Origin of the sequence: Hymenobacter glacieicola (assembly GCF_014640315.1) — a bacterium.
Classification (GTDB): Bacteria; Bacteroidota; Bacteroidia; order Cytophagales; family Hymenobacteraceae; genus Hymenobacter; species Hymenobacter glacieicola.
On sequence record NZ_BMGS01000011.1, the window covers coordinates 44,666 to 63,948 of the forward strand.

Consider the following 19,283-nt stretch of genomic DNA (forward strand, 5'->3'; position numbering starts at 1 on the left):
GGCATCCGAAAGCGGAAGAAAAATGAGCAACCGGCAGGGTAAAAAGGTGGGCAGGCGCTTAGTTCCAAACGAAGTATGCCTGCCCTACGACACCGGCCGGCCGCTCGGGAGTAATCCATAAAATCTGTTCGGGGCAACAGGCGGGCGGCCCCTATATCCTGCTCTACCTAGCTGAGCTACAGCTCCTACCCGGGGGGTAGCAACTGGTGGGACTCGAACCCACGACCCGGGCAACCAAAATGCGAAGTATGGCCGCCCTACGGCACCCGAACAGATGATATTGGAGGTGAGGTAACCAGCGAAAAGCGTTCTGTAAACTGGGCGCTTTTGACCACTCAGCCACTTGCCCACGCTAGGGGGCAAGGCGGGATTCGAACCCGCGGGCCACAGCAGGCCAACCGACGAAGTAGCGCTTTCCTACGACACTCACCTTTTTGTTTTCCGCGGGGGTGGGGCAACAAGCACCGGGCCTTCTGTCCTGCTCTACCTGACTGAGCTACAGCAACTGCCACAGCAGCCACCAGCGGGATTCGAACCCGCGACCTGGGCGTTAAGAGCGCGAAGTATGGCCTGGTTACGGCACCCACTCCCACGGAAAAATAAAACCTGCCGGGGCAACAAACGAGCAGCGAAATGACCGGCCCGAAGGCCGTTCCGCTCTAACCAACTGAGCTACAGTCCAAGGTAAAAAATGGGGTTGGACTGGCCCGAATCGAACGGGCGACCCGAAGTAACGCTGCGCTACGACACCCGGCGGGGTGATTTTTCGGCTGACCCTCGGCGTTTGGGACAACAAGCGGCCGGCGAGTACCCCACAGCCGGAGCTGCGGGATGGGAATCGAACCCTACGCCGGGAGCACCGGCGTATTCAACCAAGACGAAGTAACGCCTGCCTACGGCACCCAAACGGGCAGAGGTCAGCCGGTTTGGAGCGGGCCGCCGAAGCACAGTGCTCCGGCGGTATGCCGCCCCGGCCGACAGCAGCCATCAAGTGGTCAGCCGCCGCCCCAATCAGTAGAAGTTGTGGCTTCTGAGAGTATTTATGTTACTATAAGAGGAGTTTGGTAAGAAGGCTTCATGGGTATGAACGTTACAACAGGTGATTATGATATGGTAAAAAGCGGAAAAAAACTACGCTTCAGCTAGGTTTAGGCCTCTTTACAGGGGTAGTAGCACCTGGCTACTCTGTTATTGCCGTGTTTGTATTTCTACTAGGTCTTCGCTATCAGAGAATGAAGTACCTGCTGAAAGGTTGTCAGCACTGCGTAGGGCGGTTTGGGGTCGAAGATGGCAAAGTCGAGGCGACGGAAGCGGCCCCGGATGGCCGGGTCAGCTAAGGCTTCGGCAAATAGCCGAGCTATCTGCGCCGGGTCGTTACCAAACACCCCGCAGCCCCAGGCCCCGAGGACCAGCGCCTCCACGCCGTGGCGGGCGGCAGCGGCCAGCACCAGCCGCAGGCGGTGGCGCATCACGGGCTCCAGCTGGGGTAGCAACTCCGGGGAGTTGCGCCGCAGTGCTCCGGCATTCACGGCCGGGGCCGTCAGCACATCCAGCCGGAAGGGCTGGGGCAGCCACTCCCCCGCTTCGCCGCGCAGCACGGGCACCTGGGGCGAGTACACCAGGTAGTTGCTGTAGAGGCCGGTGCTGCTAGGAAGGCTGTTGTGGCGGTACATTTCCTTGAACTGCGTCAGGCACGGATACAAACCCGAGGAGCGCGCCAGGCTTTCTTCCTGGGCCTGGCTGCCACCCAGAAAACCGCCGCCAGGATTGCGGGCCGAAGCGAAGTTCAGACAGCCTACCCGCTCGAACTGGCTCACCAGGTTGGCGGCCGCTTCGAGGGTAGTAGCCTGATATACCCGCACCTCGGCCGGCTCGCCCGCGGGCTGGTCAAACTCGCGCAGCAGGTCCGCTCCATCTTCCGGGCGGTACAAGCAGCTGCCGGTTTCGGCGGCTCGCTGGTATTCCCGGAGGTTAATACAGTGGCCGGCCGGGTTTTCGTAGCTACCTCGCTGCAAAGCGTCAAGGGTGCTGTGGGCTATGCGTTGTCGTATTTCTCGGTTCATTGAAGTACAGGTTGTCGGGACGTGACCCGGGAGTGGCACCGCTGTTAGGTTGCCGCAAGCCACTCCCGGGGCCGCATTTTTATAGAGTTATGGAATAATAGATTGTAGGTATCAGGGGCTTCTTATAGAATATAGAACACATGGAGCTAGAGGGTCAAATCGTAATCTGAACGTCTTGTCGAGACATCTCGCGTGCTGACTCTGCTAAGGCAACTGGCATTCCGAGTTGAGTGAGGAGCCTCACATGCTGATGTTGAACTACCACTGCAGAGTCAGCACGCGAGATGCTTCGCTGCGCTCTGCATGACGGTCTATGTTGTGGGTTCACATTCACTTTAGCCTACAGCTCGATCTTCTCGATTTCAGTGAGGGGGGAGCCGCCGTTGTCGAGGGCCGCCAGCACGTCGAAAATCTTATCCGACCAGCCGGCAATCAGGGCCGCGCCATGCTCGGGGTGTACCTGCAGGGGCGTGGTGCCGTGGCCGGCCAAGTCGAAGAGGTAGAGCTGGGCCTGCGGAGCGACGGTGTGCCGGTACTTTGCCCACTCTTTCGCCACGCTGGAGCCATTGAAGTGCGCGTTCCAGAGCTGGCAGTCGGTGAACAGCATCACCTTATCCACTACCTCCCGGCGCAGGCGCAAGTCCTCGATAACGAGGTAGCCGTTGGTGCTGTAGCCCACCTCGCCTTCGCGCTTGTAGAATTCCTGCACGTTGCCGAGCACCGGGCCGCGGGGTAGGGCCAGCCGCTTCCAGGTGCTGCCAAACATGCCGGTTACCACGTTTTGGCAGCGGCTCTGCAGGAGCATGCCCAGCACCAGGCCCACATCGTAGTACAGCACTTTGCTGCGCTGGGAAATGGGCTGCTGCATAGAGCCCGACACGTCGCAGGCCACTACTACCCGGGTTTCCGGGCCGAACCCACGCAGGTTGGCGGCACTGTGGCCGATGGCGGCTTCCAGGGCGGCCAGCACCTGCGGCACCGGGCTCTGGCGCAAGCCTACCGCCGCCCGCCCCGACTTCAGCGTGCCTTCTTCCAGGGCCAGCACCTCGCGGTATGCGGCCAGGAAGCGGAAAGGCAGCTGCTTGCTACGGGCCACCGCCCGGGCATCGGCGAGGGCAGCGCACACCTGCGTTACCACCTCAGCGGGCACGCCGGCCTGCAAAATATTGCGCAGGTTGCGCAGCAAGGCCATGTAGCCCAGCTTACCGCTCCCAATCAGCTCCGTCCATTTCTGGCGGAACGCGGCCGCCTTTTCAGCCTCCGACGCGAAGCCACCTTGCCCCAGGGCCGACAACTCGGTTTCCCAGGTGTAGGGCGTAGGCAGGGTGCCGGCCACCAACTGGTTGAACAGAGCCTGCCGAGCCTCGTCGGCGGGGCGGGGGTGCACCAGGAACAGCGCGTCGCGGAGGCGCACGGCGCCGGCCCGGTCGTACTTGGCCAGCTGGTAGCCATCGAAGCGGTTGAAGGCCTGGGCCAGCCCCTTCTGCACCTGCTTGGAGAGGCGGTTGAGGGTTTTGAGGCCGGTGCGGCCGTTGGCCTGGGCGTAGTAAGCCAGCAGCTCCGTGATTTCATCGGGGCGCTGCACCACGCGGGCTACCAGGCGGCTAACCAGGTTGGTGCCCTGGTGCCGGCGGGCCAGCTCCACGGCCAGCACCAGCGGCACGGAGCGCAGATGCATCTTTTCGCGGGCATACACGGCCAGGCGGGCCACAAACTCGGGGTCGTTGCGGGCTACCAGCTCGCGCAGGCGCACCAGGCGAGTATCGGCGGTTTCATAGAACTGGTCGCTGAGGGCGGCGGTAGCCACGGCGGCGTACAGCTCTAAGGCGGGGGTGAGGGTATAGGCCGGTGCGCCCTCGTGGTTGAGCACCGGAGCCGGGGTAGGCCGACGGAAGGGTAAGTTGAAACGCATCGGATGGAAAAAAATCAGGTAGTGAGTAGTGGATGAAAGCTGGCAGACGGAATTAATAACGCGTAATTATTACTCAGAAAAGCGCATAGTTTTTCCAGCATAATTCACGCAATGAATTATTAAGTAATAACCCTAAAAATTAGAGGCAATAATTTTCCTTTACGCTACAAAACAGCAGCGAATAGTATGTAATCACCAGGAAAATTAATTAACCAAACCGGACTTACACTGCGCCTGATTGCGCGAAAACATAAGCCGTTAGCTGGTGCGGTTACTCCGGTTTACTACCTTTTTGCCAGGGTGCTACCCCTAACAGTACGTGACACGTAACGGTAGTAGGAATGGAGTGTGAGGGGTGGAAGAATAACATGGCAGGAAGTAGGAATAGAGTAACGGAGAAAACAAAAACGCCCGAACCTGGTAGGATTCGGGCGTTTTGCGGAGGATGGTCCTAAGATAGAAACCTTACCTGTCTGCTGGCGCGCCGAACCCCGGCTGAATCTCCCGATCCAGCTTGCTGAGTGATGGCATATATTGATTAAAGTGGCAGCGCATGACAGATGAAGGCGTAAAGTCGTTAGCGTTTGGGCTGTTGAACGTGACAAAGGTAGAAAAGTTATTTTCTACTATACAATATGAGTTCAAAAATTTTTAAAAATATTTTTATCCTACATGAAAATATCGTTTTAGATTATCTATTCGGCGTTTTTAATGATTATTTAGAATGATTTAAATTCAAATTTATATACAGCAGTAACGCAAATAGCCATACCGCAGTAGTTTTTACCGGTTGATAATTTACTTCATCAGCGCCTGATAAAGCCAGCAGCCTACTAGTAACTCCGGATGGTAGGCATATGCCTATTATCATACTCGCATGGCCTTGTGTAAGCTGGCCGTCTGTTAGCCCTGGGAGCGGGAGTAGGCCGCCTTAGTTCACCCTTTTGTGCAGCCAAGTGGGGGTAGCGTCGAGGAAACGGGGGAGTTGGTAGATGTTTTTCGTGGGTCAGGAAGGCCGCAGGGTAGGTTTGTGCACTGATCTACCACACCAGATCGGCATTCCACTTCTTCTTTCTCTCCGTACTACTCCATGAAAAAGTTTCTGGCAGCTTCCCTCCTGCTCGGCCTGTTGGCCGGCGCTACCGCTCCCGCCGCGCTGGCCCAGACGGCTCCCGCCAAAACCAAAGTCAAAGCCAAAAAAGACAAGGTGAAAGCCAAAGGCACGGCCGAAGCTGCTACCCCCGCCGAGGGCCGCGGTGGTCCGGGTGGTGGCCGTGGCGGACGCGGCAACATGCTGGCTGAAATGACCAAGGAGCTGAACCTCACGACCGACCAGCAAACCAAAGTAGCTGCCATTCAGCAAGACCAGATGCAGCAGATGAAGAGCCTGCGCGCCAGCGGCGAAACCACCGACCGCCAGGCCCGCATGCAACAAATGCGTAGCCTGGAGGAAAGCACCGACGCCAAGCTGCAAGGTGTGCTCACGCCCGAGCAGTTTCAGAAGTACCAGGCTAAAAAGCAGGAGCGCATGCGCCGCCCCGGCCCTCAGGGCGCCGGCACCCGCTAGCCTAAAGGGCTAAATAACCTGCGTGGGAGCTAGCCCTGGCTCCCCTCCTTGGAAAGGAGGGGTTGGGGGTGGTTGACCGGAGGGTATGAGTAGTTTCTAGCTTTAATCGCCTCACCCCTAGCCCCTCTCCAGAGGGAGAGGGGAACCAGCTCTAGAAACCTTCCTACCCCATCAACCACCCCCAGCCCCTCCTTTTCCAAGGAGGGGAGCTAGTTGCTAGCCCTGGTTCGCAAGTTTAGTAGCGCTGACCTGCTGACCTGCGGAGGCCCTTCCCTGCGTTCAACATGCCTTGTTTTACTTGGGCTTCGTATTCTTACCGGCTTTTAGTTACCCACCTCCTGCATGTTCAACCAAGACAAAACCACCCGTCAGCGGATCCTGCGCGTGATTGTGCACGTGGCGGCCTGGGTGGGGGTAGCGGCCATTCCGCGGCTGTTGTCAGACAACCCACCGCCGTTCCAGCCCCGGCACCTGATGCTGCCTTTGCAGCTGGCGGGTTACTTCTATCTGAATTACTACGTGCTGATTCCGCGCCTTTTTGCCCGGAAGAAGTTTACGCTCTATTTTCTGGTAGCCCTGGGACTACTGGCGCTTCTATACATGCCCTTGCTGCTCCGCATTACCGGCATTATTCAGCCCTTGCACCACGGGCCGCCGCCCGGCGCCATGCGCTACTCCCGACCCCCGCACGGCATGTGGCTGATGGGTATTCTGGTATGGATTATCAGCAGCGGCATGCGCATCACCAGCGAGTGGTTTGACGCCGACGGGGCCCGGCGGGAGCTGGAGAACAAGCAGCTGACCGCCGAGCTGGCCTTTCTGAAGTCGCAGGTAAGCCCGCACTTTCTCTTTAACACGCTTAATAATATCTACTCCCTGGCCCAGCTCAAGTCCGATGATACGCCGGAGGCCATTATGCAGCTTTCCCAGCTCATGCGCTACATGCTCTATGAGTCGGCCGCCGCTAGGGTGCCGCTGGCCCGCGAAACGGAGTACCTGCGCACCTACATCGACCTGCAGCGCCTACGCCTCGACCCTGAGGAAGTAGACATTCGGTTTACAGTGGACGGCCCCTTGGATGGGCACCTGATTGAGCCCATGCTGCTGATTCCCTTCGTGGAAAATGCCTTCAAGCACGGTATCAGCGCCCGCAACTTCTCGCGCATTGCCGTGAATATACTAGTGCGCGAAGACCGCCTGCTGTTTACGGTGCAGAACTCGCGCTTTCCCCGCACCGGCACCCCCGACCCCAACTCCGGCATCGGGCTGCCCAACGTGCGTCAGCGCTTACAACTCCTCTACCCCGACGGCCGCCACCACCTGCACGTAGAGGAAACCGCCGATGAATTTATGGTAGAACTAACGTTGACTTTAGCGTATGCTCCGGTGCCTACTCGTTGATGATGAACCCCTGGCCCTGCGCCTGCTAACCAGTTACGTGGAGCGCGTGCCGTTTCTGGAGCTGGTGGGCACCTGCCGCAGCGCCCTCGAAGCCATGACCGTGCTGCAGCGCGAAACCGTGGATGTGCTGTTTCTGGATATTCAGATGCCCGACCTTACGGGCATGGAGTTTGTACGCAGCATGCAGCCCCAGGCCCTCGTGATTTTCACCACCGCCTACGAGCAGTTTGCCCTGGAAGGCTTCAACCTGAACGCCGTGGATTACCTAGTGAAGCCCATTGCTTTCGAGCGGTTTGTGAAAGCGGCCCAGAAAGCCCAGGACCGCCTCGCGCCCCGCCAGCCCGAGCCGACTGCTGCCCCGGCTCCTACCCCCGCGCCAGCCCCCAGCCCTACCCCGCACGACGACTACATCTTCGTGAAGGCCGACTACCACACCCAGCGCCTGAACCTACGCGACATCCGTTACCTGGAGGGCCTCAAAGACTACATCAAGATTTACGCCGGCGCCAAGCCCATTCTCACCCTCAACTCCCTGAAAGCCTTCGAGGACCGCCTGCCGCCCCAGGATTTCGTGCGCGTGCACCGCTCCTACATCGTGGCCCTGGCCCACATCGACTCCATTCGCAAAAACCGCATCTACATGGGCGAGGCCATCATACCCATTGGTGAGTCGTACGCGGAGGCCTTCTTTAAGCTGATTGAGGAGCGCAACATGCACTAAGGGGTGAGATGGTGAACTTGTGGGTCAGTGAGTTTGACGGGCTGCAGTTGCCGGGGAAATCTGGTGCTTTACTGCGCATCCTGTCTCTGCTACCTTTTATAGGTAGCATTACCTGACCAGTAAGAACGTCATTCCGAGCGGAGCGAGGAATCTCGCGTGCTGATGTTGCAATGCTCATCCTGACATCAGCACGCGAGATTCCTCGCTCCGCTCGGAATGACGTTCTTTCTTTGCCGTTCATTGCTCACAAAGCCTACTATGCGACCTGCCGATACCCGCCACCGGGGCCCCCATCCAGCTGATACCCGACTATTTGCACCCGAGTGGATACCGGTGCTGTGCAAGGCCGTTGGGGAGCTGTCCTGGCTCCTGACGCGCGGGTATCCGCCCAGCGCTACCCTCAAGCTGGTGGGCGACCGGTATGCGCTGACCGAACGCCAGCGCTGGGCCGTGGGCCGAGCCGCCTGCACCGACGAGCAGCACCAGCGGCGCCAAGCCGCACTACTCCCACCCGTTCCCCTAGATGGCCGTCCGGTGTCTATCGATGGCTTCAACCTGCTGATTACCCTGGAAACGGCCCTGAGCGGGGGCGTGGTGCTGCGCGGCCGCGACGGCGCCCTGCGCGACCTATCGAGCATACACGGTACTTACCGGGCCGTGCAGGAAACTGACCGGGCCATTCGGCTGGCCGCGGCCGCGTTACTACCGCTCACGCCCGGCCCCGTGCGGTGGCTGCTCGACCAACCCGTGTCCAACAGCGGCCGGCTGGCGGCGCGCCTGCGCGAGCTGGGCCCCGCACTCGGGTTGCCCTGGACGGTAGAGGTAGTGATGAACCCCGATACGGTGCTGGCCGATACCACAGATATCGTCGTGACTTCCGACTCGGCCGTACTGGACCGCGCGGGGGCCTGGCTTAATTTGGCAGCCTTGGCGCTGGAAGCCGAGCCGCCGCAGTGGCTGCTCGATTTAAGCCAAGGCAACGGAGAGGTGGAGGCGGGTTAATCAGGCTTGTATCGGCCCTTCGCCTTCTTCCGGCTTCTCTTCGTACAGAAAGCTCCCCGCTACTGCCCGTTTCCCAATGCCCTGCCTTGCTACTTCTGACCGTTACAGCATCCAACTGCCTGCCGGCCACCGCTTCCCCATTGCCAAGTACGCCCTGATTCGGGAGCAGCTGCTGTGGCAGGGTATTGCCCCGCCCGAGGATTTCTACGACCCCGGTTTGTGCGCCGAGGAGGACATTCTGCGGGTGCATTCCGCGGAGTATTGGCACCGCGTGCGGGATTTGCAGCTTTCGGCCCAGGAAGTGCGGCGGCTGGGGCTGCCCCAGAGCGCGGAGCTGGTGCGCCGCTCCCTGAGCAGCTCGGCCGGCACGGTGCAGTCGGCGCGCAAGGCCTTGGAGCACGGCATTGGCCTAAGCCTAGCCGGGGGCACCCACCACGCTTTCCGCGACCGGGGCGAGGGATTTTGCGTGCTCAATGACATAGCCATTGCCGCCGCCCATCTGCTGCACCACAAGTTGGCGCGGCAGGTGCTGGTCGTGGACCTGGATGTGCACCAGGGCGACGGCACGGCCAGTATTTTCCAGCATGAGCCGCGGGTGTTCACGTTCAGCATGCACGCCGGCGCCAACTACCCCCTGCGCAAGGAGCAGTCGGATCTGGACGTGGCCCTGGACCTGGGCACCGACGATGACACCTACCTGCGGATTCTGCACGAAACCCTACCCCGCCTGCTGGCCCAGGTCCGGCCCGATTTCATCTTCTTCCAGGCGGGCGTTGATGTGCTGGCCACCGACAAGCTGGGCAAGCTGGCCCTCACCCAAGCCGGTTGCCGCCGCCGCGACGAGTACGTGCTGCGCCTCTGCCGCCAGCACCAAGTGCCCGTAGCCGTGAGCATGGGCGGCGGCTACTCCGAGCAGCTCCGCGACATTGTAGACGCCCATTGCAACACGTTTCGGGTGGCGTATGAAGTGTTTAGCGGGTAGAAAAATAACTGCAACCACCACGCTGACCGACACAGCCAAAACGTAGTAACGCAAGCTTAGCGAGCAGAAACAACCCGTTGTCATTCCGACGCAGGAGGAATCTGGGTTCCGGCTACGCCTTATAGTATTACTCTCTAGTCAGAGGACAATGTCATGCAGAGCGCAGCGAAGCATCTCGCGTGCTGATGTTGTGGTAGTAACTCAACGATTCGAGCAAGATGCTTCGGCTGCGCCTCTGCATGACGGTCTTTTTTGCTACCTGGCCTCACCAAACGTCGCTCCAGACTCCTTATTCTTGCTTGATGCGCAACAGGCTTGGGATGATAACTGCGCTTTACTCCTTTTTACTACCCCTACCTTTGCCCTCATGAATCTGCACAACCCCGCTACCGACCTTCCCGCTGCCAATTCTCTGCCCATTCCGGCCCCAGAAGCAGCACCAGGTACGCCGGCCCAGCGGGCGTTTCGGGCGGCGGTGGAGCAGGTCGAGGGTTTGCGCCAGCGGCTGCGGGAGCTGCGCCAGGAGCAGGCCGAAGCGCGCCGCCGCTACTGGCAGCAGGTAGGCCCGGCGGCCGCTACCGTAGTGGAAGCCCGCCGGGCCTTGTTCGGGCCGCTGGAAGAGGCGTTGCTGCTCGACTACTTCAGCCGCCTGGAGCACCGCCAGATTCAGGAGATTATCGTGGGCAACGCGCGGGCCTTGCAGGACCGGTTTGGGGAAGATGCCGAGGATATTCTGCGCAAATACGGCCCCCGGCGCCGCGTAGACCAGGACGACGAGGAGGCGCCGGCTGCCGAGGCCCCTACCCCCACCCTCGACCCCAATCTGCCGCCGCACGAGCAGGCCGCGGCGCACGCCCGGGCCCGCCGCAAATCCAAGGCTCAGAAAGCGGCGGAAGCTGCCGCTCAGGAGTCGCGCGAGCAGCAGCAACGGCTGCTTTCCAACACCAAAACCCTCTACCGCCAGCTGGCCCGCCTCCACCACCCCGACTTGGCCCGCGACCCGGCCGCCCAGGAGCAGAAAACGGCCCTGATGCAGCGCATCACGGAAGCCTACGAAACCAACGACCTGTACACGCTACTGCAGCTGCTCTCGGAGGCCGGCCCCACCGAGGCCACCGACGATGACGTCCTCACGCGCTACACCCAGGCCCTGCACCAGCAAACCACGGAGCTCAAGCAGCAACTCAACGCCCTGAAATTCGGCGAAAATGGCTTTTTCGGGAGCACCGGCAAGAAGCGCGAGCAGGAAATCCGCCAGCTCAAGCGCCACCTGCGTGCCGAGGCGGAGTACCTGGCCCACGTCCGCCAGCTGATGCAGGAGCCGGAAGGAATGCGCGAGGTACTGCGCCAACTGGCGGCCGAGGGACACGAAACAGTGTAGCGCTGCACCTCTTTTTAGCCCGCGTAGAGCTTCACCGTCCTACCTCCCATTCTCACCCTACCCTGTTCTTCCGACGCCGAAGGATTCTGAGGCAAACCGTTGGACTCTGCCCCAGACCCTTCGGCAGTGGAAGGACGACTTGGGCGCTTGCTCACTGCAGAAAAGCGACTACCTGCTCGAGTACGGTGGGGTCGCGCATGATTTTGTTGTGCCCTAGACCGGTAGTGGGGCGGAAGTCGAGGCCAGGCCAACTAGCGGCTATTTCCTGAGCTTCGGCGAAGGGAATACTGGCGTCGTCGTGGTCGTGGAAGAGCATGGCGCGGCCCACGGGCAAGCGGTGGCCCGTACGGATGAGGCTGAAGCTTTCTGCGTCTCGGCCGTGCTGCTCGCGCACGTAGCGCGCCATGCGGGCTACCACGGCCGGGGGCAGCTGGAGCAGGTCGGCGAAGCGCTGGGCCACGGCGCTGGTACTGCCGGGCACGGCCAGCAGCACCAGCCGGGGCAGCTGGCCGCCCTGGGGCTGGTTAAAGCGCACGGGCACGCCGGCCGTGGCGGCCCCACCCAGGGAGTGTGCTACCACGGCGTACACCTCGCCCAGCTCGTCGGCTACGGCTTGCACGGCGCGGGCGTAGGCGGGCAGCGTCACGCGCGTGCCGTCGGAAGCGCCGTGGGCCGGAGCATCCAGGGCCACCACCCGAAAGCCCGCCGCGGCTAGCCGGCGGGCCATGGCTCCCCAGAAGCTGGCCCGGTGCTCCCAGCCGTGCACCAGCAGCACCGTGCGCTGGCCGGCCGGGTTCCACTCGTAGGCGGCCACCAGCCCGCGGTTAATCGTCACCTGAAAGCGTCGGGCCTCGGCCAGGGCGGCGGGCTCCCACTTCTTTTCGGGTAGCCGACGCGGGGTAGTAAACAGCTTCCACGCGGCGCCAAAAGCCAGCTCAGTAGAAAGCGCCGCCAGCAGCCGAAACTTCAGCTGCAGCAAACGGATAGCGGACGGCAGGGCAACCGGGGCCGGGGCCGCAGTCGAGGAAGTAGCAGTACTCATACGGGGCAAATATCCGCTTCCTTTCCCACTCTGCGAGCCGGCGCCGGGGGCAAGCTCAACTGTTTCCGCAATTTCTCGTATCGGCACGCAGCCCTTTCACCCCGCTAACTTCCCGCCTGTCTTCCGCTCAGGTAGCTGCTATGGTGTTGACTTTATCCGACTTACAGGTACAATATTGCGCCGAATTATTTCTGTTACGCGCCCAATGGTGCGCACCGCACAAGCGCATGACCCGGTTTCAGGAAAGCATGAATTCGGCGGCTTACCTGCTGGAACTCGGCGTAATTCACACGGCCATCCTCGACCTGCACCACCTGCCCAACATTGGCCACGACGACCAGTATTGGCTGGCAACTAACTGGCTTCCCCGCATTTCGGTGCCCGCTCTGCAACAGGTAGGAGTAGTACTACCCTCTTCTAACCTCTACAATCAGTTGGTGGTAGAAAGCCTGATCCACGTAAGCCAGCACTTCATGCACTACGATATTCAGTTTTTCAGTGCTGTTGCGGAGGCACTAGACTGGTCCGTGGGTAGCCAGCAACCCGACCTCCAGCAAGCCCTGGCAAGTGAATGGGCAGCCCATGTGCCGGGCGCAGTGCTTTACTAGCTAGCCTTGGCATGGGGTAGTAGCTCCTTGCCGGAAATTCCTTTCAACAGCTGTCCGGCAACGTGTAGCGCTACATCTCACCGCCAATCCTCTGATCTGAAGTCTGACAGCCGTGGCCGCTACCCTACGCCCGGCGTAACAGCATTCTACTTGTTAGTTAAAACTTACCCCAGCCGGGCCAGTAGTTCCTCTACCTGCCGCTCCAGTCGGGTTACCCGCTCTTCTACCAAAGCCGGCGGACGCAAGTAGGTGCTGAACACGCCCTGCACTTCCCACACTTCCAGCGCATCGGTAAAAGGCACGTCCTGCACCGGGTAGTCGGGATTATCGGCCCGCAGGCGCAGCACGTTGTCGGAGCGGTGTTCCAGCAGCCGGCGCACCAGCAGCTGGTTTTGCAGCACGAAGGCGTACAAGCGGCCGGCGCGCAGGCGTAGCGTGGCCTTGTCTACCCGGCAGGTGAGCAGTACATCCTGGTGCCGCACGGTGGGCTGCATGTCGGCGCCCTGCATCTCGAAGGCCCGGGTGACGCCGCCCAACTCAGGCGGAAACGTTAGGTTAGCCAAGCCCTGCACGAAGGCGGCGTCGTGGTGCCGCACAATGTACTCCATGAGCCGGGTTGTGGGTACGTATGGCGTAGTCCCCGAGCCTGCTTCACTGGCCGTGGCATCAGTTGCTGGCGTATCGGGTTGCTGGTACCGCTCAAAACCATAGAGGTCATTTACGGTTAGTTCTTTCGTTAATAGCAGGTCAACAGATAGGCCAAAATGAAGAGCAATCTGGATAAGTGTCTCCATTTTCGGCTCAGAGCGCCCTTCTTCGTAGGCTCCCACACTAGGCCGGGCTAGCCCAAATAATTCGGCGAAAGCCGCCTGACTCAGCTTTTTAACCGTTCTTATCTTGCGGATGTTCTTTCCGACGTGCGACATCGTATTAAAAAATATTTTCGCTCAAACTTTGAGCATATACTGAAACCTCAGTACCATTGCATCGTAAAGCTACCAGAATACCATGAACTGCTTCTCTGGACTCGGCTATTTTTTTGAGCCAAATTTATCAGCCGGTCCAAGCAGGTCAAGGTAGGTAGCCGTCAGTTCGCTTTTCTCTTACTCCTTGTATCCGCTTTATGGCCAACCGCTACTTTACTGTTATCAAGGGCTTTTTGCTGGAATTGGGCTTCGATATCCGCCACGAAGAGGCGGCGGCCAACGTTCTGGTGGTCAACAAGCTCGACCAGGGCATCCGGCACTTGGTGCTGAGCTGCGGCGAGCCGCTCCTGATTCTGGAGCAGCACCTGCTGGATTTGCCGGGGCCCTCCTGCGAGGTGTACCAGCAACTGCTCCAGAAAAACCGCGACATCATCCACGGTGCTTTCGTGCTGGATGAGTCGGGCCGCAAGGTCATTTTCCGCGACACCCTACAACTCGAGCACCTCGACCGTCCCGAACTAGAGGCCGTGTTCAACTCCCTGGCTCTGCTGCTAAGTGAATTCAGCGACGAGCTGATTGCCTTTTCCAAGGCCTAATCTTCGGCGAGGCGAAGCCTTGGTTTCGTCAGGCGCGGCCCCGGTTGTCAGTTGCGCCCGGGCCTGTCGCCGCCCACCGGCATTTTTTGGATGCGGAGCCGGAGCTTCGCGCTACCCTTTGTTTATATACTGCTATGAACCTCTTCACGCGTCTTTTCAAAATTGGCCAGGCCGAAGCCCATTCGGCCGTTAATCAGCTGGAAGACCCCATCAAGCTCACGGAGCAAGCCTTGCGCGACCTGCGGCAGGACTTGGACAAGGCCCTGCACGCCCTGGCTGAAGTGAAGGCGCTGGCTATCCGCAGCCGTAACGAGGCCGAAACGGGGCGGGCACAGGCCCTCGAATACGAAGGCAAGGCCGTGCTGCTGCTGCAGAAGTCGGGCCGGCAGGAGCTGGCCCCGGCCGAAGCTGACCGCCTCGCCACCGAAGCCTTGACCAAAAAGGCCCAGCACGAGGCTCACACGGCCCGCGCCGCCCAGGAGCAGGAGAAATTTGAAGCGTCGGCCCGGCAGCTCGAGGAGAATGTGCAGCAGCTCAAGCAAACCATTTCGCAGTGGGACAATGAGTTGCGTACGCTTAAAGCCCGCGTTACCGTTAGCGCGGCCACCAAGACCATCAACCAGCAGCTGGCCCAGCTTGATTCGTCGGGGACGGTGGCCCTGCTGGAACGCATGAAGGAAAAGGTAGCCACGGAGGAAGCCCTGGCGGAATCGTACGGACAGATTGCCCAGGACAACAAGTCCATCGACCAGGAAATCGACAAAGCCTTGGGCAAAGATGGCAGCAGCCAGGCTGCCACCGATTTGCAAGCCCTTAAAGCGAAGCTGGGGCTGTAATCTCAACGGCTTTGCCCCGGTTTTGCGCTACCCTTGCCCTCGTTATTCAACTACAAAACAGCATGAATACCAGTGAGAAACTAGCGCATTACCTTGGCGCGCTGCTTGTTATTGCTACCGCGCTTGCCCGCGGCTTTCACTACCTCGAGGCCAAACAAGCTTCTCCGCCGCTGGTATTTGGCTTCCTGCTCATCGTGGGGGCGCAGAGGCAGTACATCAAGCGGCTGGAACGCCACGCGGCGGAGCCCAAAGCGCCTACCCAGCCGCTTCAATAGTTACCCTAGAGGTTTCCTTAGTTCACTACCCGCAGCTACTACCCCACCGATGAATACCACTGAGAAATTGTTCCACTGGAGCGGGGTAGCCCTTCTTATCACGGCTATCTTGTTAAACCTGTTCCAGCAACTAGAGGCCCCTTCCGTGGTGCGCATGATGAGCACGGGCATAACCTTTTACGCGGTGGCAATGACGCGCTACACCCAGCGGTTAGCCCTTGAAAACAAAGCGCTTCGGGCGCCTAAATCAGCGCCTCAGGCCTGAGGGTATAGTGCAGCTTACCTGACTTTTTCAGTACTTTCCGCAGCAACACTCTGCCTGCCCCACCGACTATGACCGAACTGCTGCACGCGGCGCTCCTGCCGCCTAATCTGCTGCCCACGGGCCTGCTGGTATTCGTGCTGCTGTACTGGCTGACGGTTATTGCGGGGCTACTCGATTTCAAGTCCCTGGACCTGGACGTGCACCACGACGCCGACTTGCACCACGCGCATGCTCACGCCTCCGGGGGCGTGGGGGTAAGCTGGCTGAATCATGCCCTGGCCTTTTTCAACTTGGGCCGGGTGCCGCTGATGGTGTTCGTGAGCTTTGTGGCCCTGCCGCTCTGGGTGGGTAGCATTCTGCTCAATTACTACCTGGGCAACAGCTCCTGGCAGCTGGGGTTACTGCTGCTGGTGCCGCTGCTGCTGCTGGCTCTGCTGGTGGCCAAAGTCCTGACCACGCCGTTCGTGCACCTGTTTGCCGCCTTCGATAAAGACCACCACGACGGCAGCCGGCCCCTGGGCAAGGTTTGCACTATTCTGCTGCCCGCCAGCCGGCAGCAGCTGGGCCAGGCCAGCGTACCAGTGCCCAACGGCGCCCCCCTAATGCTCAACGTGCGGGCAGCCGGCGCCACCACGCAGCTGCGCAAGGGCGACTCGGCCCTGGTGATTGATTATGATGAGCAGCGCCGCTGCTACGTAATTGAGCCGTACGAGGTGTCCTGAGTGCTAAATTCTGCTACCTTTAGCGCACGCTTTACTCGCCATGAATCAGGGGTTTAGGTCTACGATAAGCTGGTGTTTTTTGGGGCCGAGCCTGGGCTTGCCGGCAGCTGGCGCATTTCTGCTGGGCCCGCCGTCTGCGGTCTGGCTGCTGGCTGGGGTAGCCGCCTTGGCGCTCTGTGTATATTGCCTTACCTACTATTCACTTACTTCTTATGTACTTTTAAGCAGAAGCAACTTTTTACCCTATCAACAAACAGGTCAAGCTATTAGCTACCCTAGGCCTACTACCCACAACCGCCTTAGTTCCCCGGCCCAGTCGCGCAGCCGACTGGAAACTTGCTACCACCAGGTCGGTACGGCGTGGGTTTTGCCCGCCAACCTGGCCGGCCCTGTAACGGAGTTAGTACAACGTAATGCTGCTATCCATCATGGTTGATTTGCTGGGTACTCTCAAAACGTTCTGGCACTGGCTGGGTAGCCTGCTGCTGGATGGCCTACTGGCCGATTTCTTTGCCTGGGTAGCCGAGTGGCTGTTTCCGTGAGCCATACGCCGGCGCTGAGCCTACCCCATCTTTTTCTTCCGTAACACCCCTGCCGGCGGTTTCTACCCAGTGCAGACGGGCACCAGCATACCCAATTGTACCAATCCGCGCCCGAATTAGGGTGCGCTACCCCCGCATCTATTTCCTTACTCCTACTCCCTACTTCCATGTTGGAACAACTCTCCCTGGCGGTGATTATCATCGTCGCCGTCCTGTTATTGGGCTTTTTGGCCATTATTGCCCGCATGTACCAGAAGGCGGTGCAGGGCGAGGCCCTCGTGCGAACCGGCATGGGCGAAACCAAGGTTTCCTTTAGCGGCATCTTCATCGTGCCCATTCTCCACAAGATGGAGGTCATGGACATCAAGCTCAAAACCATCGTTATTGCCCGTGCCGGCTCCGAAGGGCTGGTCTGCAAAGACAACCTGCGGGCCGACGTGAAGGTAAATTTCTTCGTGCGCGTCAACAAAACCCACGACGACGTGCTGAACGTGGCCCAGAGCATTGGGGCCCACCGCGCCTCTGACCCCGCGGCCCTGGAGAACCTATTCGACGCCAAGTTCTCGGAAGCCCTCAAAACCGTAGGCAAGCACTTCGATTTCATTGAGTTGTATAACTCCCGCGAGCAGTTCAAGCAGGAAATCTTGCGCATCATCGGCACCGACCTCAACGGCTACGTCCTGGACGACTGCGCCATTGACTACCTGGAGCAAACCCCGCTGGCCGCGCTCAACCAAGACAATATTCTGGACGCCGAGGGCATCAAGAAGATTATTGCCCTGACCTCGGAGCAGAAAATTCAGGCCAACTCCATCCAGCGGGAGCAGCAGAAAACCATCAAGAAGCAGGACGTAGAGGCCCAGGAAACCATTTTGCAGCTGGAAAAGCAGTTGATTGAAAACCAGGAAAAGCAGAAGCGGGAGGTAGCCAACATTAAGGCGCGCGAAGCCGCAGAGGCCGAAAAAGTGCAGCAGGAGGAAACCCTCAAATCGGAGAAGGCGCGCATTGCTACCGAGGAAGAAGTGCGCATTGCTGAGCAAAATCGGGACCGGCAGGTACTGGTAGCCGAACGCAATAAGCAGCGCACCGACGCCGTGGAAACCGAGCGAGTAGCCCAGGCAAAAGCCCTGGAAGCCAACGAGCGGGAGCGTATTGTGGCCCTGGCCCAGATTGAAAAGGAAAAGGCCCTGGAGGAAGAGCGCAAGAACATCCAGACCATTATCCGCGAAAGAATCTCGGTGGAAAAAGCCACGGTGCAGGAAGAAGAAAAAATCAAGGACACCCGTGCCCAGGCCCAAGCCGACCGCGAAAAGCTGGTGGCCCTGACTGCCGCCAAGCAGCAGGCCGAAGCCGCCACGGTGGCCCTGGTGGGCAACGCCGACATGGAGAAGCAAGCCGCCGAGTTCCGCGCCAAGCAGGCCCTGATTGATGCTGAGGCGGAAAAAGCTTCCGCCGAGTTCAAAGCCCAGGCCATCCGCACCTTGGCCGAAGCGGAAGCCAGCAAAGCCACGGCCGTGGGCCTGGCCGAAGCCCAGGTAATGCAGGCCAAAGCCACCGCCCGCCAGAAGGAAGGGGAAACCCAGGCCACCGTACTGCAACTTACCGCCGCCGCCGAAGCCCAGGCCATTCAAGCCAAAGCTGGGGCCCAAGCCGAAGCCGACGAGAAGCTGGGCTTGGTGGCCGCCAAAGTAAGCCGCGAAAAAGGCCTCGCCGACGCCTCCATCATTGAGGCCCGCGCCGATGCTGACCAGAAAAAGGGCCTGGCCGAAGCCGCCGTATCGGAACAGAAATTCGCGGTGGAAGCCAAGGGCATTGAAGCCAAGGCCGACGCCATGAAAAAGCTCGACGGCGTGGGCAAAGACCACGAGGAGTTCAAGCTGCGCCTCGACAAGGAGAAGTCGGTGGAGCTGGCCCAGATCAGCATCCAAAAGGACATTGCCGCCTCCCAGGCCGACGTTATCGGCGAGGCCCTCAAAGCCGCCAAAATCGACATTGTGGGGGGCGAAACCATGTTCTTCGACCAGATTATCGGCTCCATCACCAAGGGCAAAATGGTGGACCGCGCCGTGCACAACTCCGAAGTGCTGGGTACCGTGAAAGACGCCTTCTTCTCCCTCGACGGCGGTGGAGACTTCAAAACCAACCTCCGCCGCTTCGTCGACCAGTTCGGCCTTAGCAGTGAGGACATGAAGAACCTCAGCGTCTCGGCGCTGCTGCTCAAAATGATGAACCAAGCTGGCGACGACGCCACCCGCGCCACCATCACGCAACTAGCCGGCACGGCGCAGGTAATGGGCATCGGGGACAAGCCCGCCCGGATGCTGGAGTTGAAGTAATAACTACTATCTAAGCTAAGGCCAGAACCTAGCTCCCCTCCTCAGATGAGGAGGGGTTGGGGGTGGTTGAAAAACTAGAGCTAGAAACTAGAATTAGTCTGTCGTT

General features: G+C 59.9%; 18 protein-coding genes and 1 tRNA gene. 13 read left to right on the top strand and 6 right to left on the bottom strand.

Translation table 11 applies throughout. The features are described from left to right. Positions 1-198 precede the first annotated feature (198 nt). The 3 genes from IEW18_RS18275 to IEW18_RS18285 all read right to left on the bottom strand — a co-directional run bounded on the left by IEW18_RS18275 (position 199) and on the right by IEW18_RS18285 (position 3,975). Positions 199-347: transfer RNA gene (locus tag IEW18_RS18275), tRNA-OTHER, on the bottom strand. A gap of 864 nt (positions 348-1,211) precedes the next feature. Continuing rightward, complete coding sequence (locus IEW18_RS18280; RefSeq protein ID WP_188559324.1) at positions 1,212-2,063, bottom strand: TIGR02452 family protein; 852 nt, start codon at positions 2,061-2,063, stop codon at positions 1,212-1,214. A gap of 340 nt (positions 2,064-2,403) precedes the next feature. After that, positions 2,404-3,975, bottom strand: a complete 1,572-nt coding sequence (locus IEW18_RS18285; RefSeq protein ID WP_188559325.1) for a TROVE domain-containing protein — start codon at positions 3,973-3,975, stop codon at positions 2,404-2,406. Positions 3,976-5,065: 1,090 nt separating this feature from the next. Between IEW18_RS18285 and IEW18_RS18290 the strand changes: the two genes are divergently transcribed. From IEW18_RS18290 to IEW18_RS18315, 6 genes are all read left to right on the top strand, one after another. Beyond that, the gene (locus tag IEW18_RS18290; protein ID WP_188559326.1) at positions 5,066-5,542 is read left to right on the top strand and encodes a DUF4890 domain-containing protein; all 477 of its coding nucleotides are present in this window, start codon (positions 5,066-5,068) and stop codon (positions 5,540-5,542) included. A 342-nt stretch (positions 5,543-5,884) separates the two neighbouring features. Further along, entirely contained in the window at positions 5,885-6,943 is a 1,059-nt protein-coding gene (locus IEW18_RS18295; RefSeq protein ID WP_188559327.1) for a sensor histidine kinase, read from the top strand. Continuing rightward, a complete protein-coding gene (locus IEW18_RS18300; protein WP_188559328.1) occupies positions 6,921-7,664 on the top strand; it encodes a LytR/AlgR family response regulator transcription factor in 744 nt (247 codons plus the stop codon). Before IEW18_RS18295 ends, IEW18_RS18300 begins: the two co-directional genes overlap by 23 nt. A 258-nt stretch (positions 7,665-7,922) precedes the next feature. Further along, positions 7,923-8,666 carry a DUF434 domain-containing protein gene (locus IEW18_RS18305; RefSeq protein WP_188559329.1) on the top strand — a complete coding sequence of 248 codons (744 nt, stop codon included), beginning with the start codon at positions 7,923-7,925 and terminating at the stop codon, positions 8,664-8,666. A 76-nt stretch (positions 8,667-8,742) separates the two neighbouring features. Beyond that, positions 8,743-9,648, top strand: coding sequence for a histone deacetylase family protein (locus IEW18_RS18310; RefSeq protein WP_188559330.1), 906 nt, complete (start codon positions 8,743-8,745; stop codon positions 9,646-9,648). 367 nt (positions 9,649-10,015) lie between these two features. Further along, positions 10,016-11,029 carry a J domain-containing protein gene (locus IEW18_RS18315; protein WP_188559331.1) on the top strand — a complete coding sequence of 338 codons (1,014 nt, stop codon included), beginning with the start codon at positions 10,016-10,018 and terminating at the stop codon, positions 11,027-11,029. A 151-nt stretch (positions 11,030-11,180) separates the two neighbouring features. On the opposite strand, the gene IEW18_RS18320 is transcribed toward IEW18_RS18315, so the two are convergent. Next, positions 11,181-12,071, bottom strand: a complete 891-nt coding sequence (locus IEW18_RS18320) for an alpha/beta fold hydrolase (RefSeq protein WP_188559332.1) — start codon at positions 12,069-12,071, stop codon at positions 11,181-11,183. Positions 12,072-12,211: 140 nt separating this feature from the next. Between IEW18_RS18320 and IEW18_RS18325 the strand changes: the two genes are divergently transcribed. Then, complete coding sequence (locus IEW18_RS18325) at positions 12,212-12,679, top strand: hypothetical protein (RefSeq protein WP_188559333.1); 468 nt, start codon at positions 12,212-12,214, stop codon at positions 12,677-12,679. Between the two features lie 164 nt (positions 12,680-12,843). On the opposite strand, the gene IEW18_RS18330 is transcribed toward IEW18_RS18325, so the two are convergent. Further along, positions 12,844-13,605: an XRE family transcriptional regulator gene (locus IEW18_RS18330; RefSeq protein WP_188559334.1), complete on the bottom strand. Its 762-nt coding sequence runs from the start codon at positions 13,603-13,605 to the stop codon at positions 12,844-12,846. Positions 13,606-13,802: 197 nt separating this feature from the next. On the opposite strand from IEW18_RS18330, the gene IEW18_RS18335 reads away from it, so the two are divergent. Both IEW18_RS18335 and IEW18_RS18340 read left to right on the top strand, forming a co-directional pair. Continuing rightward, on the top strand, positions 13,803-14,201 hold the full coding sequence (locus IEW18_RS18335) for a CesT family type III secretion system chaperone (RefSeq protein ID WP_188559335.1): 399 nt from the start codon (positions 13,803-13,805) through the stop codon (positions 14,199-14,201). Between the two features lie 134 nt (positions 14,202-14,335). Further along, positions 14,336-15,037, top strand: coding sequence for a PspA/IM30 family protein (locus IEW18_RS18340; RefSeq protein WP_188559336.1), 702 nt, complete (start codon positions 14,336-14,338; stop codon positions 15,035-15,037). An 80-nt stretch (positions 15,038-15,117) separates the two neighbouring features. On the opposite strand, the gene IEW18_RS18345 is transcribed toward IEW18_RS18340, so the two are convergent. Continuing rightward, entirely contained in the window at positions 15,118-15,273 is a 156-nt protein-coding gene (locus IEW18_RS18345; RefSeq protein WP_188559337.1) for a hypothetical protein, read from the bottom strand. A gap of 88 nt (positions 15,274-15,361) precedes the next feature. Here IEW18_RS18345 and IEW18_RS18350 point away from each other — a divergent pair, with 88 nt between their 5' ends. From IEW18_RS18350 to IEW18_RS18360, 4 genes are all read left to right on the top strand, one after another. Beyond that, on the top strand, positions 15,362-15,577 hold the full coding sequence (locus IEW18_RS18350) for a hypothetical protein (RefSeq protein ID WP_188559338.1): 216 nt from the start codon (positions 15,362-15,364) through the stop codon (positions 15,575-15,577). A gap of 68 nt (positions 15,578-15,645) precedes the next feature. Next, on the top strand, positions 15,646-16,299 hold the full coding sequence (locus IEW18_RS18355; protein ID WP_188559339.1) for an OB-fold-containig protein: 654 nt from the start codon (positions 15,646-15,648) through the stop codon (positions 16,297-16,299). Between the two features lie 413 nt (positions 16,300-16,712). Then, on the top strand, positions 16,713-16,841 hold the full coding sequence (locus IEW18_RS21900; RefSeq protein ID WP_262891901.1) for a hypothetical protein: 129 nt from the start codon (positions 16,713-16,715) through the stop codon (positions 16,839-16,841). 167 nt (positions 16,842-17,008) lie between these two features. Further along, on the top strand, positions 17,009-19,177 hold the full coding sequence (locus IEW18_RS18360; protein WP_229728835.1) for a flotillin family protein: 2,169 nt from the start codon (positions 17,009-17,011) through the stop codon (positions 19,175-19,177). Positions 19,178-19,283 lie beyond the last annotated feature (106 nt).